General features: G+C 61.3%; 26 protein-coding genes and 1 tRNA gene. 15 read left to right on the top strand and 12 right to left on the bottom strand.

Annotated elements, in window-relative coordinates:
* Positions 1-24: 24 nt before the first annotated feature.
* Together KCX59_RS21935 and KCX59_RS21930 are read right to left on the bottom strand one after the other, a co-directional pair.
* The gene (locus tag KCX59_RS21935; RefSeq protein WP_179018000.1) at positions 25-765 is read right to left on the bottom strand and encodes a cyclase family protein; all 741 of its coding nucleotides are present in this window, start codon (positions 763-765) and stop codon (positions 25-27) included.
* The gene (locus KCX59_RS21930; RefSeq protein WP_179017999.1) at positions 762-1,205 is read right to left on the bottom strand and encodes a hypothetical protein; all 444 of its coding nucleotides are present in this window, start codon (positions 1,203-1,205) and stop codon (positions 762-764) included. The genes KCX59_RS21935 and KCX59_RS21930 overlap by 4 nt, the downstream gene beginning before the upstream one ends.
* A gap of 163 nt (positions 1,206-1,368) precedes the next feature.
* Here KCX59_RS21930 and KCX59_RS21925 point away from each other — a divergent pair, with 163 nt between their 5' ends.
* The 3 genes from KCX59_RS21925 (at position 1,369) to KCX59_RS21915 (ending at position 5,226) form a co-directional block, all read left to right on the top strand.
* Positions 1,369-2,250: an intradiol ring-cleavage dioxygenase gene (locus KCX59_RS21925; RefSeq protein WP_179017998.1), complete on the top strand. Its 882-nt coding sequence runs from the start codon at positions 1,369-1,371 to the stop codon at positions 2,248-2,250.
* 37 nt (positions 2,251-2,287) lie between these two features.
* Entirely contained in the window at positions 2,288-3,595 is a 1,308-nt protein-coding gene (locus KCX59_RS21920) for a M18 family aminopeptidase (RefSeq protein ID WP_178994615.1), read from the top strand.
* Positions 3,596-3,819: 224 nt separating this feature from the next.
* Complete coding sequence (locus KCX59_RS21915; RefSeq protein WP_017197270.1) at positions 3,820-5,226, top strand: amino acid permease; 1,407 nt, start codon at positions 3,820-3,822, stop codon at positions 5,224-5,226.
* An 85-nt stretch (positions 5,227-5,311) separates the two neighbouring features.
* Here KCX59_RS21915 and KCX59_RS21910 read toward each other — a convergent pair whose 3' ends face one another.
* Positions 5,312-5,458 carry a hypothetical protein gene (locus KCX59_RS21910; RefSeq protein WP_179017997.1) on the bottom strand — a complete coding sequence of 49 codons (147 nt, stop codon included), beginning with the start codon at positions 5,456-5,458 and terminating at the stop codon, positions 5,312-5,314.
* Between the two features lie 118 nt (positions 5,459-5,576).
* Here KCX59_RS21910 and KCX59_RS21905 point away from each other — a divergent pair.
* Positions 5,577-5,659, top strand: a tRNA-Leu gene (locus KCX59_RS21905).
* Positions 5,660-5,722: 63 nt separating this feature from the next.
* On the opposite strand, the gene KCX59_RS21900 is transcribed toward KCX59_RS21905, so the two are convergent.
* Complete coding sequence (locus KCX59_RS21900; RefSeq protein ID WP_178994612.1) at positions 5,723-6,061, bottom strand: YnfA family protein; 339 nt, start codon at positions 6,059-6,061, stop codon at positions 5,723-5,725.
* Between the two features lie 233 nt (positions 6,062-6,294).
* On the opposite strand from KCX59_RS21900, the gene rpsF reads away from it, so the two are divergent.
* From rpsF to rplI, 4 genes are all read left to right on the top strand, one after another.
* Positions 6,295-6,600 (top strand): 30S ribosomal protein S6, encoded by a 306-nt coding sequence (rpsF, locus tag KCX59_RS21895; RefSeq protein WP_011776755.1) that lies wholly within the window; start codon positions 6,295-6,297, stop codon positions 6,598-6,600.
* A 50-nt stretch (positions 6,601-6,650) separates the two neighbouring features.
* Positions 6,651-7,232: a single-stranded DNA-binding protein gene (locus tag KCX59_RS21890; RefSeq protein WP_011776754.1), complete on the top strand. Its 582-nt coding sequence runs from the start codon at positions 6,651-6,653 to the stop codon at positions 7,230-7,232.
* A gap of 128 nt (positions 7,233-7,360) precedes the next feature.
* A complete protein-coding gene (gene rpsR / locus KCX59_RS21885; RefSeq protein ID WP_003800144.1) occupies positions 7,361-7,600 on the top strand; it encodes a 30S ribosomal protein S18 in 240 nt (79 codons plus the stop codon).
* A gap of 18 nt (positions 7,601-7,618) precedes the next feature.
* Positions 7,619-8,071, top strand: coding sequence for a 50S ribosomal protein L9 (rplI, locus tag KCX59_RS21880; RefSeq protein WP_024818808.1), 453 nt, complete (start codon positions 7,619-7,621; stop codon positions 8,069-8,071).
* A gap of 130 nt (positions 8,072-8,201) precedes the next feature.
* Here rplI and KCX59_RS21875 read toward each other — a convergent pair whose 3' ends face one another.
* The 3 genes from KCX59_RS21875 to KCX59_RS21865 all read right to left on the bottom strand — a co-directional run bounded on the left by KCX59_RS21875 (position 8,202) and on the right by KCX59_RS21865 (position 11,005).
* Entirely contained in the window at positions 8,202-8,624 is a 423-nt protein-coding gene (locus KCX59_RS21875; protein ID WP_054809001.1) for a DUF1801 domain-containing protein, read from the bottom strand.
* A gap of 169 nt (positions 8,625-8,793) precedes the next feature.
* On the bottom strand, positions 8,794-10,326 hold the full coding sequence (locus tag KCX59_RS21870) for a DUF6297 family protein (protein WP_179017996.1): 1,533 nt from the start codon (positions 10,324-10,326) through the stop codon (positions 8,794-8,796).
* A 1-nt stretch (position 10,327) separates the two neighbouring features.
* Complete coding sequence (locus KCX59_RS21865) at positions 10,328-11,005, bottom strand: ABC transporter ATP-binding protein (protein WP_178994609.1); 678 nt, start codon at positions 11,003-11,005, stop codon at positions 10,328-10,330.
* Positions 11,006-11,063: 58 nt separating this feature from the next.
* Between KCX59_RS21865 and KCX59_RS21860 the strand changes: the two genes are divergently transcribed.
* From KCX59_RS21860 to KCX59_RS21850, 3 genes are all read left to right on the top strand, one after another.
* Complete coding sequence (locus KCX59_RS21860; protein WP_178994608.1) at positions 11,064-11,855, top strand: IclR family transcriptional regulator; 792 nt, start codon at positions 11,064-11,066, stop codon at positions 11,853-11,855.
* A gap of 23 nt (positions 11,856-11,878) precedes the next feature.
* Positions 11,879-12,229, top strand: coding sequence for an iron chaperone (locus tag KCX59_RS21855; protein ID WP_178994607.1), 351 nt, complete (start codon positions 11,879-11,881; stop codon positions 12,227-12,229).
* 160 nt (positions 12,230-12,389) lie between these two features.
* Positions 12,390-13,289 (top strand): diacylglycerol/lipid kinase family protein, encoded by a 900-nt coding sequence (locus KCX59_RS21850; protein ID WP_178994606.1) that lies wholly within the window; start codon positions 12,390-12,392, stop codon positions 13,287-13,289.
* A gap of 5 nt (positions 13,290-13,294) precedes the next feature.
* On the opposite strand, the gene KCX59_RS21845 is transcribed toward KCX59_RS21850, so the two are convergent.
* The gene (locus KCX59_RS21845; protein ID WP_256871499.1) at positions 13,295-14,167 is read right to left on the bottom strand and encodes a hypothetical protein; all 873 of its coding nucleotides are present in this window, start codon (positions 14,165-14,167) and stop codon (positions 13,295-13,297) included.
* A gap of 154 nt (positions 14,168-14,321) precedes the next feature.
* Here KCX59_RS21845 and KCX59_RS21840 point away from each other — a divergent pair, with 154 nt between their 5' ends.
* The 4 genes from KCX59_RS21840 to KCX59_RS21825 all read left to right on the top strand — a co-directional run bounded on the left by KCX59_RS21840 (position 14,322) and on the right by KCX59_RS21825 (position 16,285).
* Entirely contained in the window at positions 14,322-14,879 is a 558-nt protein-coding gene (locus KCX59_RS21840) for a hypothetical protein (protein ID WP_179017995.1), read from the top strand.
* A gap of 35 nt (positions 14,880-14,914) precedes the next feature.
* Positions 14,915-15,463, top strand: a complete 549-nt coding sequence (locus KCX59_RS21835) for a hypothetical protein (protein ID WP_179017994.1) — start codon at positions 14,915-14,917, stop codon at positions 15,461-15,463.
* Positions 15,463-15,756, top strand: a complete 294-nt coding sequence (locus KCX59_RS21830) for a DUF4287 domain-containing protein (RefSeq protein WP_054809004.1) — start codon at positions 15,463-15,465, stop codon at positions 15,754-15,756. Before KCX59_RS21835 ends, KCX59_RS21830 begins: the two co-directional genes overlap by 1 nt.
* Positions 15,757-15,835: 79 nt before the next feature.
* On the top strand, positions 15,836-16,285 hold the full coding sequence (locus KCX59_RS21825) for an SRPBCC family protein (RefSeq protein WP_178994601.1): 450 nt from the start codon (positions 15,836-15,838) through the stop codon (positions 16,283-16,285).
* Positions 16,286-16,336: 51 nt separating this feature from the next.
* Here KCX59_RS21825 and KCX59_RS21820 read toward each other — a convergent pair whose 3' ends face one another.
* Genes KCX59_RS21820 through KCX59_RS21805 form a run of 4 tightly spaced genes read right to left on the bottom strand, consistent with a single transcriptional unit; the run spans position 16,337 to position 21,044 of the window.
* Complete coding sequence (locus KCX59_RS21820) at positions 16,337-17,326, bottom strand: 2-hydroxyacid dehydrogenase (protein WP_178994599.1); 990 nt, start codon at positions 17,324-17,326, stop codon at positions 16,337-16,339.
* A gap of 2 nt (positions 17,327-17,328) precedes the next feature.
* Positions 17,329-18,312, bottom strand: coding sequence for a hydroxymethylglutaryl-CoA lyase (locus KCX59_RS21815; RefSeq protein WP_178994597.1), 984 nt, complete (start codon positions 18,310-18,312; stop codon positions 17,329-17,331).
* The gene (locus KCX59_RS21810) at positions 18,309-19,559 is read right to left on the bottom strand and encodes a CaiB/BaiF CoA transferase family protein (protein WP_178994595.1); all 1,251 of its coding nucleotides are present in this window, start codon (positions 19,557-19,559) and stop codon (positions 18,309-18,311) included. The genes KCX59_RS21815 and KCX59_RS21810 overlap by 4 nt, the downstream gene beginning before the upstream one ends.
* Positions 19,560-19,604: 45 nt before the next feature.
* Positions 19,605-21,044: a GntP family permease gene (locus KCX59_RS21805; RefSeq protein ID WP_178994593.1), complete on the bottom strand. Its 1,440-nt coding sequence runs from the start codon at positions 21,042-21,044 to the stop codon at positions 19,605-19,607.
* Between the last annotated feature and the right edge of the window lie 31 nt (positions 21,045-21,075).

The following is a 21,075-nucleotide window of genomic DNA, read 5'->3' as shown; positions in this document are numbered from 1 at the left end:
GCACGCGTGTATGGGATGGAAGTTCTAGTGGATGGAGAAGACGCGAGCCGGGAAGCCACTTCCCTCGAGCGGTTTTGCCCACGTTGCGATCAGGGCGGCCCCCGCCTCAGGAACGTGATCCAGGTTGGCCATTAATTCGATCTGCCATTTGTCCTTGGCGAGGACATAGGTTTCCAAGCTGAAGTCCTTGCGGGAGGTAGCCATGCCAGGGTCGGTGTCAGTTTGTTCGTGGCCGACGGCGGTGACGTGGCACTTTTCGATGAGGTACTCCAGGACGTCCCGAGACCACCCGGGAGTGTGGCTTATTCCGGCGTCGTCGACGTTCGCCATTGCTGCGGTGTCAGGCCAGCGGCGGCTCCATCCAGTGCGCAGGGCCACGAATGCACCTGCCGGGATTTTCCCGTTACGCGATTCCCATCGAAGGACATCGTCCACACTGGGCGTGGCATCCGGGTCGGCCACGACCCGGTTGCTGATGTCCAGGACAACCAATGGCAACACCATGTCCTCGACGGGAAGCTGATCGAGCGTCCGCCCGCCACGGACAAAATGCGACGGCGGATCCACGTGGGTGCCCCACTGGCCCACTATTGAATACCTGTGGGCAGTGAAACCGTCACCCTTCTCCAGATCGAAGAGGGTTTCCCTGGCCTCGTCCGGGAATGCCGGAAAGTGGGGCTGGCCCGGATGAAAGGAATGGGTCAGGTCGGTGAAAGTTCTGTTGAGGAGAAGTGGCGCCAAGTCCTGCCATAGGGGGGAGCTCATGATGCCAGCCTCGTTTCGACCTGAACGGCGCTGCTGGAGACACTGAGAGGTCCCGAGACTTCGATGACGGGAACTTCCCACGGGTGGATGTCGACTATCCGTTGAACGAGTGCTTGGACAGCGGACTGATCCAGGGCGTCGTCAAAGTAGGTGGTGAACACGAACGTGGGTGAGATTGTTCGCTGGCCTACGGTGCCCAGCGTGGGGTTGGCGCCCTCGGCCACGGTGAAGCCTTCGAAGCCTGCGGAAGACTCGAAGACATGGTGATAGTTACCGAAGCCGCCGAGTTCCGGAGTGGCTTGCAGTTCCTCGAGCAGGGATGTGATGCCCGCATCCGCGTTCAATGCCTGGAGGTTGCCCCCTGCCAGTTGCGTCATTGTCTCCACGGGAATGGGCCAATGGATGCGAAGCTTGCGCACCGCTTTGAGTTCGATGTTCATGGGGGACCCTTCTGTCAGTATGTCTTCGAGATATCGTGCCACGACGTGACGAGCATTACAAGCATATGAAAATGTTTATACTGCACACCGTGGCGTCGATCTTCACAGCCGCGGCACAGTTTCCCCATGTACAACCCATAGGCGCGGCGCGTTTCATGGATGCATGACAACTCCTCACCCCGACCACGATCGTGGCCTTGAATTCGACCTCTCCACGCTCTTGAGCCGGCGTCGCAGCTTGGGGGTGCTCCTCGGTGCCGGAACGGCAGCAGCCCTGGCGGCCTGTACGCCGGGTGCGGGAGGCGGCAGCGCATCGCCGTCGAGCGCTGCCACAGCTACCGCCACCGTTACTGAAGGCGCGACGGCGGCCGCCTCGCCAACCGCTACGAGCACCGTGACCCGTGCCTTCGCAGAATGCGGAGTGGAGATCCCGGAGGAGACTCTTGGGCCCTACCCGGGCGACGGTTCCAACGGCCCCAACGTGCTGGAGGCGTCCGGAGTGGTCCGTCGCGACATCAGGTCCAGCTTTGGAACTTCCACCACCAAGGCCGAGGGCGTGCCGCTGACAGTGACCCTGACGCTCCTGGACAACGCGAACGGTTGCGCTCCTATGGCCGGTGCCGCCGTGTACGCCTGGCACTGCGACAAAGACGGGAAGTACTCGCTTTACGATTCAGGCATTGAGAATGAGAACTACCTTCGCGGCGTCCAGGAAGCCGACGCCAACGGGCAACTCACCTTCAGTACTATTTACCCCGGTGCCTACAACGGCCGTTGGCCTCATATTCACTTCGAGGTATTTGAGTCCATGAGCAACACCTCGGCCGCCGGACAGGTGCTCGCCGTCTCGCAGATAGCGCTCACTGAGACTGCCTGTAAGGAGGTTTACGCAACTTCCGGTTATGAGTCCAGCGCCCGAAACTTCCCGAACACTACCCTGACCTCGGACAACGTCTTTGGTGACGATGGAGGCATATACCAGCTGGCGACTATGTCCGGTTCCGTGGCGGGTGGTTACACGGCCGCGCTGAACGTCACGGTTTAGGCCGTTCAGCTGCGAAAGCAGGGCTAGACTCGGGGGCATGCCTTCGAATGCCAGCGCAGCAGTTGACCACATCAAGGACCTGGGCGAGTACGTTTCGGCGTCTCCGTCGAGCTTCCACGCGGTGCATGAGGCTGCTCGGCGGCTGGACGCCGCAGGCTTCACCGCGTTGAACGAACTGCAGCCTTGGGACGACGGAGCCGGCAAGTTCTACATCATCCGTGACGGGGCGCTCATCGCTTGGGTGACCCCCGAAAACGCCGGCCCCACCACTGGTTTCAACATCCTTGGTGCACACACAGATTCGCCCTCGTTCAAACTCAAGCCGAAGCCGACCACCGGAAAATTCGGCTGGCTGCAGGCCGGGGTGGAGGTCTATGGCGGGCCTTTGCTTAACTCCTGGCTGGACCGTGAATTGCAGCTGGCAGGCCGATTGGTGCTTCGTGACGGCACTCAGCACCTGACCGCGACGGGTCCGCTCCTTCGCTTCCCGCAGCTTGCCATTCATTTGGACCGCGGCGTCAACGACAACGGGCTCCACCTGTCCAAGCAACAGCATATGAACCCTATCTTCGGCCAGGGCGACCCCGCCGGAGAGGACCTCTTGGGACTGCTCGCGTCACGTGTGGAAGGCATCACCGTTGATGCTGCGGACATCGGTGGTTACGACGTCGTAGTGGCGGACACGCAGGCACCGGCAGTTTTCGGGGCCAAGGGTGAGTTCTTCGCCTCAGGCCGCTTGGACAACCTTTCATCCACGCACGCGGGCCTGGTGGCGCTGATAGCGCATGCGTCCTCTGTGCCGACAACTGGTCCCATCGCGGTCCTGGCGGCGTTCGATCATGAGGAGATCGGCTCCAACTCGCGCTCCGGTGCCTGCGGACCCATCCTCGAGGACGTTTTGGTGCGCATCTCCGACGGCTTGGGTGCGTCGGTGAGTCAAAGGCGGCAGGCCATGGCGGCGTCGTTCTGTGTTTCTGCGGACGCCGGCCACGCCGTCCACCCGAACTATGTGGAGAAGCACGATCCCGCGAACAGGCCGGTGCTGAACGGGGGCCCGCTGCTCAAAATCAATGCCAACCAGCGTTACGCGACCGACGCTACGGGTGCGGCTTTGTGGGCCCGTCTCTGCGATGAGTCCGGTGTTCCGTATCAAGAGTACGTTTCCAACAACGACCTCCCATGTGGTTCCACCATCGGGCCCCTGACTGCTACCCGCCTCGGCATCCGAACGGTGGACGTGGGTATTCCGCTGCTGTCCATGCACTCTGCGCGGGAGCTGTGCGGCGTGGAGGACGCGAAGAGTCTGGCGACTGTAGCTGAGCAGTTCTTCCGGGCAGCGGTCTAGGCAGAAGCCTAAAGCAGTCATTTCAGGGGTATTACAAAAGTTTCCTATAGGAAACTTTGGATTCCTCAAGGTTTACATTTTGTACGTCCATCTCTTTTCATTACCCGCAATTTGTTCAGCTGCACAGGATGCGCGTCGGTGTAGGAGGTTAACGTGAATTAGTCATGTGGCCCGTGGCACACCACTGCGGCCAACCTCAAAACCTCAAAGGACGGCGCCGATCCATGCACGCTGACCAACAGCTTTCAAAGTCCCTAAAACCCAGACACTTGTCCATGATCGCCATCGCCGGCGTCATCGGGGCAGGCTTGTTCGTTGGGTCCGGGGCCGCTATCCAGCAAGCGGGACCGGGCATCCTGGTGGCCTACCTTGCTGCCGGCCTCGTGGTCATCCTAGTCATGCGCATGCTTGGTGAGATGGCTGCAGCCAACCCTGAGACCGGTTCGTTCTCCACTTATGCCGACAAGGCGTTGGGCCGTTGGGCCGGATTCAGCATTGGCTGGCTCTACGCCTGGTTCTGGATCATCGTGCTCGGCATCGAAGCCACTGCCGGTGCGGCCATCATGCATCGCTGGGTGCCGGGCGTTGACCAATGGGTCTGGGCGCTCATTCTCATGGTGCTCCTCACGCTGACCAACCTCGGCTCAGTGAAGTCCTACGGCGAGTTCGAATTCTGGTTCGCGTCCATCAAGGTAGCGGCAATCGTCATCTTCCTGCTGGCCGGAATCGTCGCCATCCTCGGCTTCATGCCGGGCGTCTCAGCGCCGGGCGTAGCCAATCTGCTGGAGCAGGGCGGCTTCATGCCCAACGGTCCCGGCGCAGTCCTCGCGGGTATCCTCGTGGTGGTGTTCTCCTTCTTCGGCGCGGAGATCGCAACCATTGCTGCCGGTGAATCCGAGAACCCGGTGGACGCCGTCAAGAAGGCCGTGAAGTCCACTGTGTGGCGCATCCTGATCTTCTACATCGGCTCCATTGCCATCGTGGTGACCTTGCTGCCCTGGAATGACGCCTCCGTCGCCAAGAGCCCGTACGTTGCTGTCATCGAGCTCTACGGAATCCCGGGCGCCGGCACCATCATGGACATTGTTGTCCTCACGTCGGTGCTCTCCTGCCTGAACTCGGGCCTGTACACCGCCAGCCGCATGCTGTTCTCGCTCTCGCAGCGCGGCGACGCTCCCAAGTCCTGGATGAAGATCTCCAAGCGTGGTGTGCCTGCCGCGGCAGTGCTCGCTTCCACCGTGGTTGGATTCCTCACCGTCGGAGCGAACTACATTGCCCCGAACTCGGTGTTCCTGTTCCTCGTGAACACGTCAGGTGCCATCGCGTTGTTCGTCTGGCTGGTCATCGCGACCTCGCAGCTCATTCTGCGCAGGCGAATGGGCGCGGCAGCCAAGGATCTCGACCTCAAGATGTGGTTCTTCCCGTACCTCACGTGGATTGCGATTGGCGCCATCGTGGCACTCATCATCGGTATGGTCATCATCGAATCCACCCGCGAATCGCTGTTCCTATCGCTGGCCCTGGCTGCCGTTGTGGTGGGCATCGGCGTGCTTCGCTACCGCAATAAGGGCAACACGCCCGCCACTCCGGTGCTTGGCGGGGAAGCCGAACGCGCCAAGATCGGTTCCTGACCGCCGTCGTTAGTTCTGAAAGCGTCACCATTTCTCAAACGGGACAGCCGCCGTCAATGCTCGACGGCGGCTGTCCCGTTTTGTTTTATTGTTCGGCTTGGTCGTTGCGTTTCTTGTCGGCCTGCAGGATGCCGTCGCGTACGCCCGCACGGATCACGAAGTACAGGAAATAGAGGGCGATCGCGGAGAAGACAACCGTCAGGACCAGGGCGTTCAGGGGTGTGGCATCCATGGCCCCAACCCTAGTGGGACTCTATCCGGGCAACAGGAATCCACGGATTGCCGTTCTTCGTGTTAGTGTTTTTGACGCTGTCAAGGAGAATAACGAAACACGTTCTCCTGATCACCTTGCGCGGGTGGCGGAATGGCAGACGCGCTAGCTTGAGGTGCTAGTCCTCGAAAGGGGGTGGGGGTTCAAGTCCCCCTCCGCGCACAAAGAAACCCCCGGAAGTTGATCTTCCGGGGGTTTTGTCGTTCGTGGGCCTGCTTCCGGGCCTCAGCCGCCGGTCCGCGGTGCAAACATTATGACGCCCACCCCAACGAGGCAGATGGCGGCGCCGATGACGTCCCAACGGTCCGGCCTGAAGCCATCCATGAGCATTCCCCATGCAAGCGAGCCGGCGATGAACACGCCGCCGTAGGCCGCGAGGACGCGGCCAAAGTGGGCGTCCGGTTGGAAGGCCGCGAAAAAGCCGTAGATGCCCAATGCGACGACGCCGAGTCCTGCCCACCACCAGGCTTTGCCTTCGCGCACAGACTGCCAGATCAGCCAGGCGCCGCCGATCTCTGCGACGGCGGCCAAAACGAACAGAATGATGGACTTCAGGACGGTCATAACCCCAGTATTCCGTGCTGCGAAGCCAGGTTATCCACATACGCAACCTGACCGGTTCCGGCCGACTACCCCGCCGAATAGCTTTGAGTGCAGGAGATGCACTAAGATATTGAAGTCTGTGTTACGCCCTCTTGCCGTGTTTTGCGGCCGGGGAGCGCCAACGCAGCATCGCAAATGAACCTCCTGTTACGGAAATACCGTAACCGCTTAGCCCAAAGGAGGTGGGTTCACATATGCGTCCTTACGAATTGATGGTAATCATCGACCCCGAGGTCGAAGAGCGTACCGTAGAGTCGTCGCTTCAGAAGTTCCTCAATGTCATCACCACCGATGGTGGAACCATCGAAAAGGTAGACATCTGGGGCCGTCGCCGTCTGGCGTATGACATCAAGAAGAAGTCCGAAGGTATCTACGCCGTGGTGAACTTCACCGCAGCACCGGCTACCGCCAAGGAACTTGATCGCCAGCTGTCTCTCAACGAGACGATCATGCGCACCAAGATCATCCGCCCTGAAGACCAGAAGGTCGTTGCTGAGTAATCAGCCCCTTCCAGATCTTTACCCCGCAGGAACGAACAAGGAGGCAGTAGATGGCAGGCGAAACCACTATTACGGTCATCGGTAATCTCACCAATGACCCCGAGCTGCGGTTTACCCCGTCTGGCTCAGCAGTAGCGAACTTCACCATCGCTTCTACTCCCCGGACCTTTGACCGCCAGTCCAATGAGTGGAAGGACGGGGAAACCCTATTCCTCCGCGCATCGGTATGGCGCGAAGCAGCCGAGAACGTGGCCGAGTCCCTCACCAAGGGCATGCGCGTCATCGTTTCAGGCCGTTTGAAGAGCCGTTCTTACGAAACTAAAGAAGGCGAGAAGCGCACCGTAATCGAGCTTGAGGTCGATGAAATCGGCCCGAGCCTGCGTTACGCAAACGCCAAGGTCAACCGTACCCAGCGCTCCGGCGGTGGCCAGGGTGGCTTCGGTGGCGGTAACGCCGGTAATTCCGGTGGCTTCGGAGGTGGCGCTCCTGGTGGAAACCAGGGCGGCGGCAACTCCGGTGGAACCTGGGGCGGCAACCAGCCCGCACAACAGCAGGATGACCCTTGGGCTACGCCCGGTGTCAGCAACGCTGGCGGCTGGGGCAACGGCCCGGATTCCGAACCTCCCTTCTAAACACCAAATAAACGTCCGACGCCGGACGCTCGCCGGAAGAGCCGAAAGGCACCATGGTGACAACCGCCGTCGAACACCACCATCCCGTGGATCAATATCCACGGGCTCCATAGAATAGGAGCTCCACGATGGCTAAGGCTGAACTCCGTAAGCCCAAACCAAAGTCCAACCCCTTGAAGGCCGCTGACATCACTGTCATCGACTACAAGGACGTAGCATTGCTGCGCAAGTTCATCTCTGACCGCGGAAAGATCCGCGCTCGTCGCGTCACTGGCGTTACCGTTCAGGAACAGCGCAAGATCGCCCAGGCAATCAAGAACGCCCGCGAAGTTGCTCTGCTGCCTTACTCCGGCGCTGGCCGCGGCTAAGGGAAGGGATTAACAAACATGGCAAAGCTCATTCTGACCCACGAAGTAACCGGTCTCGGTGCTGCTGGCGATGTCGTCGAGGTGAAGGACGGTTACGCACGTAACTTCCTGCTGCCCCGCGGCTTCGCTCTGACCTGGAGCAAGGGTGGCGAGAAGCAGGTTGAGTCCATCAAGGCTGCTCGCGCCGCTCGTGCGCACGCTTCTGTTGAAGCTGCACAGGCCCAGGCCCAGGCTCTGTCCTCCAAGAAGGTCAAGCTCGAGGTGAAGGCTGGCGAGTCCGGTCGTCTCTTCGGCACCGTCAAGCCTGCTGATGTCGCTGCTGCTGTTGAGGCCGCTGGCCTCGGCGCCATCGACAAGCGCAACGTTGAACTGCCGAACCACATCAAGTCTGTTGGTTCGTACACGGCTAACGTTCGCCTGCACGAGGATGTTTCTGCTGTCATCGACCTCGAGGTCGTAGCCAGCAAGTAGTCTCTGACTGCATCTGAAGACCCCCGCTACCGGATTCCGGCGGCGGGGGTCTTTTTTCTTTGCGCCGAGTTGCCACTTAACACCAATGTTGGCGCTCAACATCGGTGTGAAATGCCATCTCGGCGCGAGATTATGGCGTGTGGAACTCCTCCATCACGTGCTTGTACCCGGCACGGATCATCTCGGCCAGGGTGTCCCGGTCCACGTCGTCCAGCTTGTTCACATAAAGGCACGCGGCACTGGCCTTGTGCTTGCCAAGTTCCGGGAGCAGACGGTCTGCGTCGGGACCTTCGGTGAGGCCGTAGAGCACCAGGCTGGCCTTGCGCGGTGAAAATCCGACGGCGGCGGCGTCGCCTTCGCGGCCGCTGTCGTACTTGTAGTGATAGCTGCCGAAGCCGACGATCGACGGCCCCCACATGACGGCTTCCTTGCCGGTGATGTCGCGCATCATTTCCAGCAGTTCAAAGCCGTCCTCGCGCCGCTTCGGGTTCTCCACGGCGGCCAGGAATTCTTCCACGGAGACGTCCGTGGGCTGGGTCTTGTTCTCTGCCATAGGGGTAGTTTGGCAGACGCGGGACGGGTGCGTCAGCAGAAAAATCGGCCAGCATTCCGGGCGACGCCATGGTGGAGGACCCGGTGAGGGGCAATTTCCATGCCGGAGCGGCTCAGTGGCTGATCGGCAGCGGCCGGAACGAGGCCCTCCGAGCAGCCGCTATTGCCAGTCAGATGCGTTTCGCTCGCGACAGGACCACCACCAGGAAGATGCCGGCGCTGAAGACCGCCTGAATAATGATGACGGACGTCGGCACGTAGCCGAGGTACAAGGCGAGCAGCACGGGGACCATGGCCAAGATGGTCACGTCCAGCCCGCGCATCAGTGAGCCCAGCTGAGCACGTGGAACCGGACCGAACGGCGTCTCAACCGGAGGCGCGGTCCAGTCCGGCGGGGTCCTGGTGGCTGCCCGGAGCGTCCCCGCACCCATGCCCACACCTGCGAGGGCGCCGACGCCTATCAACCAGGGATTCGCCGCACCCAAGAGAACCAAAAGTCCGCTCAGCACGCCCATCCACACAGCCATTGCCAAGCACGGCATGAGCGCGCGACTGGACCTCACCAGGGCGGGATGCAGCGGCAATAGCGCGTCGAGCTCAGGAACGAGCGCCGTCTTGCGGGCCACACTCCCCATACCGGAAGCCGTTGCGCATCCGGAGATCACGATCACCGCCAACTGTGCGAACTCGGGCAGCCCGCCTTCCACGAGCAGTATCGCGGTACAGGCAATGAGCCACAGAATTGGCGGCACCAGTGGGGGATTGAGCCTCAGAAAAGCGACCACATCAGCGCGGATCAGCGCCCGAAGCGCGCCGCGCGAAGGCCGGGCGTAGAACCTGGCTGCCCTGCCGCCGTCGACCCTTTTACGGTTCCCGCCAAGTGCTCGAAGCACCTCGTTGGGGTCCATCATGAACAAAGACGCACCCGCGTGTCCGGCGACGGCGCCGCCGCGAACCAGCTCGTCACCCCGCACCTGACCGGCGCGTGGCACCACCACGGCAAAGAGTCCGACGGCGGCGACTGACACCAGCGCTGTTGGCCACGGGGAGGAAGGCAACGCGGGAAGGACGGAGCACGCAAGAAGTACACTGGCCGCAATCGCCTTGCCAAGCCGGGGGCCCAGTAAACCAAGCTGCTGTACGGCTGCCAGAACAACCGCGATAGCGCCGGCCGCACCGAAGGTGAGGGAAGCAAGAACGTGTTCGAGGGGCGCGCGGTCAACAGCAGTCACCATGCTGAAGGGCAGGTAGATGATGGCCGAGCCAGCTGCAGTTAGTGCGACTTTGCGAACGAAGGGCGGCAGGACCATGGGGCGGCGGTCAACGGGAAGCATCAGCCACCAGGTGCTCTCTGCGCCGTTGACGGTCATCGGTCCAAGCTTCCGTGCAAGGTTGTTGATGACGAGGAGGGCCGCGAAAGTGATGGATGTCCACAGCAGGGATTCCGGCAGGACGAGCCATGGTGCCCGGATGATGCTGTTGGCCGTTGATGCCCGGTCCGCGATTTCGTTGCGCAACGCCAGGACGAACGAGGCCGCAATAGTCAGTGCCACACCAAGGCCGAGTCCCCAGCTGTAGGCATCGACGACGAGGTCTCCCCTCGAGGTTCGGCTGCGTTTGTAGCGTCTGGCGGACCGGCGGGTGAATCGAACAATCTCAGAGGCCAGCTCACGATTCTGCGGGGAACGTTCGAGGGCGAGCATGTCAGGACCCTGCAATGATCGAGGCCCCCTGCTCCGGATCGAACTCCCGGACTTCCTCGTCAATGACCAAACAGGTGGAAGCCGTGGCGAGCAGCAGTTGGGGATCATGGGTGACCAGCACTACCGCTCCGCCGTCCTTTGCATGGTCTGCGATCCGTTCCCCAATGGCTACCCGCATCCGGGGATCAAGCCGCTGTTCCGGCTCGTCCAGGATCAGCAGCGATGACGGCCGGATAAGTCCAGCGGCAAGCAGCAACCTGCGGCGTTGGCCGGAAGACAAGGCATCGGGGATGGCGTGGGCCCTGCCCTGGAGCCCGAAGAATTCCAGTTCTTCCTCAACGCGCGCTTCGGGGTCATCCAGGGAGTGCCCGCGGGCGATGAGGAGCAAGTGCTCGCGGACGGTCAGGGACGGGAAGAAGAGGTCGTCGTCGAAAACGGCGGAGACTTGCCGGCGGAACGGCACGGCGTCCGGATCGATGAGGAGGCCGTGGACCTTCACGTCGCCGGCCAGGGAGGCCTGCCGCCCTGCGATGGTCCGGGCTACCGTGGACTTTCCTGCGCCGTTGACGCCGACGATTCCCAAGACTTCGCCCGCGTCCACCGATGCGGAAACTTCGCCGCAAACCGGAGCCCCGGCATAGCCGACCAACAGGCCTTCGGCCTCCAACACTGTCCCCATGGTGCAACCCTACCCGCGGGATTGGCGCCACCCCGCTGCACCGTTTAGCGTGAGTCATATGTCAGCATCCGATGCTTCCGCGAAGGCCAACGGCAACCCTCTGCTCGTTCTGGGCAAGATCACGTCCATCCTGGATGCCTTCTCCTTGTCAAAGCCGGTGCTTCAGTTGGCCGATATCCGCGAGTTCACCGGCATGCCCACGTCCACGGTGCAGCGACTGGTGACCAATCTGACATCCCAGGGCTTCCTTGACCGCGAGGGGGACGCCTACCGCATCGGAATGCGGATGGCGTATTGGGCCGCGCCCGCAACCCGGGGGATGGAGGTTGTGGACATCCTGAGTCCGCTGCTCAAGACCCTGCGCGACACCACCGGCGAGACCGCATGCTTCTTCAAAGCCGAGCAGCACTACCGGGTTTGTGTCGCCATGGCCGATACCCATCACGCTCTGCGCCGCGAAATGCACTTGGGCAAGATTGTCCCGCTGCATGCAGGTTCTGCAGGCAGGGTTCTGCTCGCATGGTCTCCAGAGCTGATGGAAGCCGTCCTGCGGGATCCTTTGGAGTCCATCACCGACTACACCATCACCAGCTCCGAGGAACTCGAAGCTGCGGTAAAGAAGACCCATGCGGACGGGTTCGCGATCACTGTGGGGGAGAGGGAAGACGGGGCGTCAGGCCTTTCTGCCCCTGTTTTCGATTCAGCCGCCGGCTTGGTGGGAGCCGTAACCATCAGCGGACCGACTCTTCGGATGCCGCTGGAGACGTGCGAGGCCTGGGTGGAACCCCTTCTCGCTACAGCCGAGCACATGACCAGGCTCATCGGTGGCCGGTTCCCCGGCGAGAGCTGAATCCTCAAACCCCAAGGAGAATGATGCCTGAGAAACCCCTAACAGTGGACGCGTATATTTCCGTCCAGCCGGCGGCCACCCAGCAGGTCCTCCATGAAATCCGCCGAACCATCCACGCCGCCGTGCCGGATGCGGGGGAGATGATCAGCTACGGCATTCCCACCATCACCATAGGCGGGCACTATGTGGTGTACTTCGCTGCTTGGGCGCACCACATCTCTGTCTATCCGGTCCCTCGGGGTGATGAAGGCCTAGCCACGGAACTGGCCCCGTACCTGTCAGGCAAGGGGACCCTGAAATTTCCGCTGGCCAAGGAAATTCCTTTCGATTTGATAGCTAAAGTTGCTGCCCAGCTCGCGGCAGAGAAGAGATAAAGGTCCCCGACTTCTCCGTTGACAGCTATCGTGACAAACTCAAGGAGCTGGACGAGCACATGAGAGCTGGCCGCCCCTTCATCGCTCACTCCACCCGGCACCTGATTGACGCCCAGCGAATTGGGTAGAAGTTAAGCGGGCGCACCTAGGAGGAGCACGTATGGATTCTGCACGGACCTTTGAGTCGATTGTCATCATCTTCAATCCCAACAGCACCGGGGATGCGCCTGAGCTGGCGCAGCAACTGCACGACAAACTGAAGGAGCTGCTCACTTATCAGCCCGACATCACCCTTCAGCCCACGGAGCACGCCGGGCATGCGGTGGACCTGGCACGCGAAGCGGCCATAAAGGGCGGCGACGTCCTGGTGGTCTCGGTGAGCGGCGATGGCGGCTACAACGAGGTGGTCAACGGTGTGATGCAGGCCGAAAATCCGAAGGCCGTTTCTGCGGTATTGGCGGCGGGTAATGCCAACGACCATAGCCGGATTATTGGCACCAAGCCTTTGGAAGAGGCTATTGCGGAGGGCCGTGTACACAACATTGATCTGCTTCGCATTCACACGGGCCAAAAGGAAAATGAACCCCTGGAATACGCGCATTCCTACATCGGATTCGGCCTCACCCCGGTGGTGGCCACCGAACTCGAAAAGGGCAGCAAAGGTGCTCTCAAGGAAATGGTCACTGTTATCCAGACCTTCTCCAAGTTCGAGCCCTTTGGCATCCGCTTGGCTGACGGGAAGCGCCGAAAGTTCGACAGTCTTGTCTTCGCCAACATCAATGAAATGGCAAAGTACGCCACGTTAAGCGAAGCGGAGGACCACCCGTCGGATGGGAAATTCGAGGTGATCGTTTTTCCGCACATGCCTAAATGGCGCACTCTCCTGACTGCATTGAAAGCCACCACCCAAGGCCTGGGCGATCAGCCGAGTGTGAGTAGCTACGAATTCACCACGCTCAAACCGTTGCCGTACCAAATGGACGGCGAGGTGAAGTCCGTTGAAGCCAACGTCAAGGTCACAGTGGAGTGCGCTCCCCGTGCCTTGGCTACCCTCGGTTAGGCCCGTTAGCTGGCGCAGGACGTGGTGACGAAGTCGTAGATCCGGCCTCGCAGTTCGTCCGGTGCCGCGATCTTCAGCAGACCCTGCCGTTCTCCCACCTTGATTCTCAAAGGCAGGAGGGTCCCCACCTTGTCTTCCGCTACAGCATGCGGATCACAACGGGCGGGCCGGATGGTCAGTGGCAGCTCTTGCTTGGCCGTGCCCAGGAGGACGTTCCTGGGCCAGGGGGCAGCGGGGGATTGGGCCAGTAACGTGGTTTCGTCGATCGCCTCAATAGTGAGGCTTTGCGCGTCAGTTCCCGGCGTGATGATTAGGCGTACGACGGCGGTACGACCGTCCGCAGCCACCTCAAGTCGCGGGTCCAAGACTATTGTTGCGACCGCGGCTGCTTCCGCTGCGATGCATAGCTCGTCGGCGTTCCTGTGCAGGATGCCGAAGGGATCTGAGGCGCTGGTGTTCTCCTCCACAGGATCCTTGCCCGGCGCTGCGTAGCCGACCGTGGCCTCGAGTTCCAGTGACCCACCCTCTGATCTTCCGCAGGAGGCCGTAGGCAAATCAGCAGGAAGGCTCTTGGGCTGACGGGGTGGTAACTCAAGGCTGCCCGCCGACGGCTGCCAGGATATGTCTCCTTCAAATAGGGGAGAGTGGAGCCGGGCGCTGGTCACTGTGAGGGGCATGTCTGTGGTGTTGGTGAGCTGTATTTGGATGGCTTGCTTGCCGTATTGGTCCCTTGATTGGTTGACCTCCACGGTGATGGGCTGTGCAGTTGCGGTGGTGGGTTGCGTGCCGGCTTCGCCGGAGTCGCATGCGGCCACAAACGGCGTGGCCATGGCGAGGGCAAAACCCGCCGCAAGCGAACGCCACGTCCGGCTCATCATGCCATCAGTGTAGGGGCGCCGCTAAGTTGCGCGGTACAAACGACGCCCGGCAGTGTTTCATTCCCCTGGTTTGTTGGAGCGCCTGTCATATGTGCTCCGGACGCAGGTCTGGCATTCCCTGTTGGTTTGGCATGGCTGTGCAAGAATTCGAAACATGAATGATCCACGAAGCAGAATTCTTCCGGTTCTCCGCGAGGGCGAGCAATTGTTCTGGGTTGGGCAGCCTGATCCGCGGGTCCACTTCACGAGGGCTGATGCATTCCTCATTCCGTTCAGCGTCCTTTGGGGAGGGTTCGCCGTCGTTTGGGAAGTACTTGCCATTGCGGCAGTTAGGCAGCCACTGTTCATGATCTGGGGTATACCTTTTGTTCTCGTGGGACTCTATTTTATTTTCGGGCGTTTCATTATCAAAAAACGCCGGAAAATTTCCACGGTTTATGCGCTGACAAGTTCGCGAGCGATCGTCTGCACGGGAGAGAGGTCCGTAGCGGATTCTCCTGTCATGGGTATGCCAACCAAGGTGGACCGGTCCAGGAGCGGCAGGCACATCAGCGTGACTTTTGGATACCAAGGCATGGCGGGTCTTATGGGTATGTACCAAAACACCGGGCTGGACATCTTCAGCCTTGGGATGGGCCAAACGGTGGCCTTCTACGACGTTAGCGATACTGACGGACTCATGGCTGCTCTGGACCGGGCGCGGGTCGGATGAGCCCTGGCAACGCACGCCACGATGGAAGGTCCGGCATGAGGACGTGGGTCCGGCAGCATCCGTATCTGGCGCTGGCGTTTGGTTACTTCATCTTCCTGGTGTTCACGACTGCTGCCTGGTTCCTCATCGGCTCCCGAGACCTGGTGGATGCCCTGCTCATAGCTTTCATCAACACTGTGGTTTACGTGCTGCTGGCGCTGTTCCAGATTCGGAATGTACTTAAGACCAAACAGCGTCTGGAGAAAGACGGCCAATTCAGGGCCTTTATTCGTTACCCCGACTCTCTTCCAGGTTCGCTCAGCGGCATCTGGAACCAAGGCATCGCGACTCCCGCCGCTGGCACCATCCGATTCCAGCCTGCCGTTTACGACAGTTTGGAGCCATCGGGACGCCCGACGGAGTTCAGCGTGCAGGAACTTATCCCGGAGCGCCGGAAAATCAGCGGGAAGGACCGCAAGTACATGCCTGCCTACGGGTTTCGAGCCATTACCCTGCTGGCGGACGGAAGCAAGGTGGAACTCGCCGCGAGCCCTGAGTCTTTGGATAGGCTCGTCGATATCGTTAAAAACGAAAGGCGACACTGATGTCATTCCAGGCTTACCTCGACGCTATTGAAGACAAAACCGGGCTCACACCGCGGCAACTGGTTGAAATTGCGGAAACCAAGGGATTCAACGACCCTTCGGTTAAAGCCGGGACCATCCTTGAATGGCTCAAGGCTGACTACGATCTTGGCCGTGGCCACGGCATGGCTTTGGTGCACGTCATCAAGAAAGGGCCAAAGATCGACAGCAAGCACGTGGGATCGGACGGGACCCACCGAGACGATTCGGACACGCTCTGGCTGGATGGCAAGGCCAGCAAACCAACTCCCTGAAACGTGCTGGCGAGCCAACGCTAAGCATGCTTAGCTTGGTGTCAAGCCATTTCATGATGTGCACGCAGAGAGGAACGCCATGTCTACCGTGACGCAGCTGTTCAAATCCCCTGCCGCTGATGTCTGGAAGGTCATCGAAGACGGCTGGCTCTATTCCGGCTGGGTTGTGGGTGCCTCAAGAATCCGCGCCGTGGATGAGCAGTGGCCGCAGGTTGGCGCAAAGTTGCACCATTCCGTGGGCTCTTGGCCTTTTCTCATAGATGACAGTACCCGGGTGACAAGCATGGAACCTGGCCAAAAGTTGGAGCTGCTCGCAAGGGGGTGGCCCTTGGGCGAGGCAAAGGTGCTGATCACCCTCGAGGACCTCGGAGGCCATCAATGCCGCGTTTCCATCGCCGAGGATGCCGTGCGGGGGCCAGGAAAAGTGGTGCCCAAAGCCCTGAGGGATCCCATGATTTCCGTACGAAACCGTGAGACCCTCAGGCGCCTTGAACTCATGGCTGCGGGCGGGGCTGGCCGGAAGAACTAAAGGCGGAAGCGAGGGCCCTGCCCTTGAAGCTGTCCGGGGCGACCAGGATGCTCATGCTCGAACAAGCGGATTGACGGGGTGGAGCGGCAGGCGGCCTTCGGCGATGGCGATCGCGTTGAGGGCGCTAAGCCTGGCCATCTGGGCACGCACCGGGACGGTTGCACTACCCACGTGGGGCAGGAGGACCGTGTTGGGCAACTCGGCAAGGCCGGGGGCGAGTTGTGGCTCGTCCTCGAAGACATCCAAGCCGGCGCCCCCGATAACGCCGTCACGGAGTGCCTCTACCAGGGCCGCCTCGTCGACCACCGGTCCGCGGGCGGTGTTGATGAGAATAGCGTCCGGCTTCATCCGATGCATGACAGACGCGTCCACAAGATGCCTGGTTTGCTCGTTGAGTGGAACGTGCAGGGACAGGAAATCGCTGCTTTCCACCAGTGATCCCCAAGGTACTTGTCGGACTCTGCCCGCGAACTCGCCCAATTCATCATCGCTTACCGGGCGGTCGCCAGGAGGACGTGGTGAGAACAGAACTTCCATGCCGAATCCCAGGGCACGTCGAGCAACGGCGCGGGCGATCCTGCCGAAACCAGCGAGCCCGAGGACGGCGCCGGAGACATCCCGGCCCAACATGAACTCAGGCTCCCACCCGAGGAATTTCCCCTCCCGAACTACTCTGTCCGCTTCCACCACGCGGCGCGCTGTGCCGAGGATGAGGAGCATGGCGATGTCCGCGGTGGCGTCTGTCAGAACACCGGGTGTGTTGCCCACCAGGATGCCGTGCCGACTGGCGGCGTCGACGTCGATGTTGTTGTAGCCCACCGCAAAGTTGGAGACACCTTTCACGCGGGCTTTCGCCAACAGAGGCTCATCGATGACGTCGCGGAGTTGAGTCAGCACGACGTCGTAATCGCCTGTGGCGCACAGTGCGGAGAGCGTCGCGTAATCAGGCGGCTCGGGCAGGATGGTGACCTGACCGGCGTCGGACAGTAGTTGCAGTCCAGGTTCCGGGATGGCCGTGGTGACCAGAAAATGGTGCCCCATGGTCAGTTGCCTCCAGCGGAGGCTGGCTGATTAGCCGAAACTGGCATGACCCAGTCAAAGGCCTCGGCTTTGGAACGAGCTCCCTGGGCTGCCTTGGAGCGGTTCGGTTCGCTCAGTTCGGCCAGCAGCTTTTCCGAAAGCGCCACCAGCTTGCCGAAGACGTCCGGAGTGAGCCACCCAGGACGGGTCGCGAACAAGATGTCTTCGCTGGAAGTGTTGCCACTGGCACCCGGTGCGAATGGGCAACCGCCCAAGCCACCGAGGGCGCCGTCCACCATGGCAGCACCCGCTTGGATGGCGGCGAGCGTGTTTGCCACGCCCAGGCCCCAAGTGTCGTGTCCGTGGTACACGATCCGCCGGGCAGGGGACTCGTCGCGCACGCGGGAGATGAGCCGCGCTACCTGCGCAGGCACGGCTTGCCCCAGGGTGTCGCAGATGACGATGTCCGTGGTGCCTTCGGCGCGGGGATCGTTGGCGATGGAGAGTATGCGTTCCTCCGGAACGTAACCCTCGAACGGGCAGGTGAAGGACGTGGCAATGCACAGTTGGATCTGGCCATCAACAGCTCGCGCGTACTCGACGGCCTCAGGCAAGGCAGCCAAGCTCTCGTCCGTAGTCCGCCCGATGTTCGCTCTATTGTGCGAATCCGAGGCAGACAAACAGTACTGGAAGTTCCGCGCTCCGGCGGCGGATGCCTTGGCAACGTGGCCCGGTGTCGCCACCCAAATCCAGCATTTTTCCAGTTCCTCAGGGGTGAGGGCTTGGACCACTTCCAGCGTGTTGGCCATGGTGGGGACCAGGTCTGCGCGGGCCATGGAACCCAGCTCGATCGCGGGCACTCCGAGTCGCAGCAGTTCCCGCACGGTCTCGATCTTCTGCTCCGCAGGTAGGAGCTTGCCGGTGAGCTGGAGTCCGTCGCGCAGGGTGACGTCCCGCAAGAGAACGTTGCCCAGCGTTGAGGCAAGGGGGCTTTCAAATCGGTTCATGGTCGGAGGGCCTCCTCGCGGCCGGAAGCCGCATCGATCTGTGCGGCATCCATGTTCAGGAGTCCGCCAAGGATTTCTTGCGTGTTTTCGCCCAGGTCCGGACCCAGGTTCCGAATGGGCAGGGACTGGTCCCCGATCACCGGAACAATGCCCGGGAATCCGACGCCTGGGAGGACTTCCTCGCCTGTGGAAACGTCGAATTTCTGGATCATGTTGCGCGCGGCGTACTGGGTGTCTGTGCTGATATCGGCCGCTGTGTAAATGGGGCCGGCGGGGACACCGGCGGCTTCGAGTGCTGCCAGGGCTTCAGCTCCTGAAAGTGTCGCTGCCCACTCGCCGATTGCCTGATCCAGTTCTTCGCGTTTCGCCCAGCGCCCGGCATTCGTTTGCAGGGAGGGGTCCTCTGCGAGGTCCGGGCGGCCGATTGTCTGCATGTAGCGCTGGTAAATCGAGTCACCGTTGCCGGCAACCACGATGCTCGCACCGTCCTTGCACACGTACGCGTTGGAAGGTGCGATGCCTTCCATCCGGCCACCAACACGCTGCCGGTCCACGCCGTAGGCCTGATAGTCCGGGATCAGCGATTCCATCATGGAAAACATGGCCTCATTCAGCGCGACGTCGATGATGCGCTCGGTGAGCGGAACCGCGCCGGCCGAGTCCCGGCGTCGGGCTTCACGCTGGTACAGGCTCATCATGGAGCCGAAGGCGGCGTACAGGCCCGCGATCGAGTCCCCGATGGAGACGCCCACACGCACCGGCGCTCGGTCGGGGTCGCCCACGAGGTTGCGGAACCCGCCATAAGCTTCGGCGACGGCGGCGAAACCTGGCCGCTCGGACAGTGGCCCGGTCTGCCCGAAGGCAGAAATGCGGGTGACGATCAGGTCCGGATTGGCTTTATTGAGGACCTCCGGGCCCAAGCCCCACTTTTCCAAAGTGCCGGGGCGGAAGTTCTCCAGCAGGATGTCGCACTTGGCCACCAGTTCCAGCACAGCCTGCTTGCCTGCCTCCGTGCGCAGATCCAGGACCACGGACTTTTTGTTGCGGTTCAGCGTGCGGTAGAGCATGGACGTGTTGCCCTTGTGCAGGCGCCAGTTACGCAGTTCGTCGCCGGTACCGGGCCGCTCCACTTTGATGACCTCAGCTCCGAAGTCGGCCAGCAGCCTGCCGGCGGTGGGCGCGGCGATGTAGTTACCGAGTTCCAGGACCCGGACGCCGTCCAGAGGGGCGATTGTTTGGTGTGTCATGGTCTTCTTTCGTGCGTGGTGGGTAGGCGGTAAGCGGGGGGCCGGTCAGAACAGCAGGCTCATGGGCAGGATCAGGAGGATCGCCACCACGGAGGCTACGGACACTCCCACCGTGACCGATTTGAGTGCACCCCTCACACTCTGGCCCAAAAGTGACTGCAGGAGCCAGAACGTGTTGCTGGTGACGTGAACCATGAAGAGCGATCCCGCACCTGCCGCCAGGGCCAGCAGTACAGGATCAAGTCCAATGGCTGGAGCGATGGGCGCAAGCAGACCGGCCGCCGTGATGGCAGACAAAGTAACGGACCCGACGGCGATGTGCAGCACTGCAGCGATTGCCCAGACCACCAGCAGCGGGGCCACCGTGCTCGCGGAGAAGAATCCGCCCAGAATGTCACCCAGACCAGCAGCCGCGACCGTTGCGGCCAGCGATCCGCCCACACCGGTGAGGATCAGGATCTGACCGCTTTCCTTGAAACCGACCGCGATGGCCTCCTCAACTTTTTTCTGTCCTATAGCCGCGCGGGTCACCAAGCAGGTGCCGATAAGGCCGATCAGCAGGGCAATCACGGGCTCACCGAGGAGCTGCAGCCAAGGGAGCTGAATCTCGAAGATCTCCAGGATGGCCCCGGCACCAATGAGTAGCAGGGACGTCAGCAGCGGCGCGAAGAGCAGGAGCAGTGGGGCTTCTTTGCGCTCGCGTTCGACGACGGCGACACTTGCGCCGGCAGGCTGGGCGCTTGATGCCGTAGTGCCACGTTCGCTGTTGGTGGTCGGCGTCGATGCCAGGCCATTGTCCGCGGGTTCCTCGCCTTCGCTGTCCTCCTCAGCCACGAACGTGTGGTCCTCGTCCTTGGCCTCATTCCAGAATCCGCGACGGAACAGGAACGTCATGATGGCAATCGAGATGATGATCGTAGGGATCACAAGGAGCAAGCCGAAGAGCAGCATCTTGCCGAGCGGCACATTCAGGAGGCCGGCCAGCGCGAGAGAGGCGACGCCGGGAACGGTGAAAACGATGCCGCATTCCAGCGCAATAGCCATGGCCGTAGCCATTCGTGCCGTGCCGAGCTTGCCGATTTTCGGTGCCAACTTGCGGGCAAGCGGAGCCGAAATGACCAGTAACACGTCGAGGAAGATCGACTGCAGAACCGTTCCGATGGCCAGGCCCATGGTGTAGGGGAGGCGCTTGGGGCCGAACGTTTTGAGGAGGTGTTCCACGAGCCTGCGGATCGCGCCGCTCTGATTGAGGATGGAGCCCATCAGGACGCCGAAAGCGATGAGCAAGCCGACGTCCACCATAATTTCGCCGAAACCGCCGGTGATGGTTTTGACGGTTTCCTCAACGCCGAGGCCCACAGCCAGGCCAAGGTAAACGGACGCGAGAATCAGGGAAATCACCGGGTTGACCCGGAAGCGGACGATCAACAGGACAGCGGCCAGGACCGCCACAGCCGTGTTGATCAGAACAGCAATGTCTGACATGGGGAAATCCGATCGTTGGGCCTTCCACTTT

The sequence above is a fragment of the Paenarthrobacter nitroguajacolicus genome, assembly GCF_051027655.1.
Classification (GTDB): Bacteria; Actinomycetota; Actinomycetes; order Actinomycetales; family Micrococcaceae; genus Arthrobacter; species Arthrobacter nitroguajacolicus.
This window is presented reverse-complemented; position numbering and strand designations above follow the sequence as displayed.

Coding starts and splice junctions, on each gene's coding strand:
- KCX59_RS21935 (WP_179018000.1), bottom strand. CDS start 765: ATGAGCTCCCCCCTATGGCAGGACTTGGCGCCACTTCTCCTCAACAGA.
- KCX59_RS21930 (WP_179017999.1), bottom strand. CDS start 1,205: ATGAACATCGAACTCAAAGCGGTGCGCAAGCTTCGCATCCATTGGCCC.
- KCX59_RS21925 (WP_179017998.1), top strand. CDS start 1,369: ATGACAACTCCTCACCCCGACCACGATCGTGGCCTTGAATTCGACCTC.
- KCX59_RS21920 (WP_178994615.1), top strand. CDS start 2,288: ATGCCTTCGAATGCCAGCGCAGCAGTTGACCACATCAAGGACCTGGGC.
- KCX59_RS21915 (WP_017197270.1), top strand. CDS start 3,820: ATGCACGCTGACCAACAGCTTTCAAAGTCCCTAAAACCCAGACACTTG.
- KCX59_RS21910 (WP_179017997.1), bottom strand. CDS start 5,458: ATGGATGCCACACCCCTGAACGCCCTGGTCCTGACGGTTGTCTTCTCC.
- KCX59_RS21900 (WP_178994612.1), bottom strand. CDS start 6,061: ATGACCGTCCTGAAGTCCATCATTCTGTTCGTTTTGGCCGCCGTCGCA.
- rpsF (WP_011776755.1), top strand. CDS start 6,295: ATGCGTCCTTACGAATTGATGGTAATCATCGACCCCGAGGTCGAAGAG.
- KCX59_RS21890 (WP_011776754.1), top strand. CDS start 6,651: ATGGCAGGCGAAACCACTATTACGGTCATCGGTAATCTCACCAATGAC.
- rpsR (WP_003800144.1), top strand. CDS start 7,361: ATGGCTAAGGCTGAACTCCGTAAGCCCAAACCAAAGTCCAACCCCTTG.
- rplI (WP_024818808.1), top strand. CDS start 7,619: ATGGCAAAGCTCATTCTGACCCACGAAGTAACCGGTCTCGGTGCTGCT.
- KCX59_RS21875 (WP_054809001.1), bottom strand. CDS start 8,624: ATGGCAGAGAACAAGACCCAGCCCACGGACGTCTCCGTGGAAGAATTC.
- KCX59_RS21870 (WP_179017996.1), bottom strand. CDS start 10,326: ATGCTCGCCCTCGAACGTTCCCCGCAGAATCGTGAGCTGGCCTCTGAG.
- KCX59_RS21865 (WP_178994609.1), bottom strand. CDS start 11,005: ATGGGGACAGTGTTGGAGGCCGAAGGCCTGTTGGTCGGCTATGCCGGG.
- KCX59_RS21860 (WP_178994608.1), top strand. CDS start 11,064: ATGTCAGCATCCGATGCTTCCGCGAAGGCCAACGGCAACCCTCTGCTC.
- KCX59_RS21855 (WP_178994607.1), top strand. CDS start 11,879: ATGCCTGAGAAACCCCTAACAGTGGACGCGTATATTTCCGTCCAGCCG.
- KCX59_RS21850 (WP_178994606.1), top strand. CDS start 12,390: ATGGATTCTGCACGGACCTTTGAGTCGATTGTCATCATCTTCAATCCC.
- KCX59_RS21845 (WP_256871499.1), bottom strand. CDS start 14,167: ATGATGAGCCGGACGTGGCGTTCGCTTGCGGCGGGTTTTGCCCTCGCC.
- KCX59_RS21840 (WP_179017995.1), top strand. CDS start 14,322: ATGAATGATCCACGAAGCAGAATTCTTCCGGTTCTCCGCGAGGGCGAG.
- KCX59_RS21835 (WP_179017994.1), top strand. CDS start 14,915: ATGAGGACGTGGGTCCGGCAGCATCCGTATCTGGCGCTGGCGTTTGGT.
- KCX59_RS21830 (WP_054809004.1), top strand. CDS start 15,463: ATGTCATTCCAGGCTTACCTCGACGCTATTGAAGACAAAACCGGGCTC.
- KCX59_RS21825 (WP_178994601.1), top strand. CDS start 15,836: ATGTCTACCGTGACGCAGCTGTTCAAATCCCCTGCCGCTGATGTCTGG.
- KCX59_RS21820 (WP_178994599.1), bottom strand. CDS start 17,326: ATGGGGCACCATTTTCTGGTCACCACGGCCATCCCGGAACCTGGACTG.
- KCX59_RS21815 (WP_178994597.1), bottom strand. CDS start 18,312: ATGAACCGATTTGAAAGCCCCCTTGCCTCAACGCTGGGCAACGTTCTC.
- KCX59_RS21810 (WP_178994595.1), bottom strand. CDS start 19,559: ATGACACACCAAACAATCGCCCCTCTGGACGGCGTCCGGGTCCTGGAA.
- KCX59_RS21805 (WP_178994593.1), bottom strand. CDS start 21,044: ATGTCAGACATTGCTGTTCTGATCAACACGGCTGTGGCGGTCCTGGCC.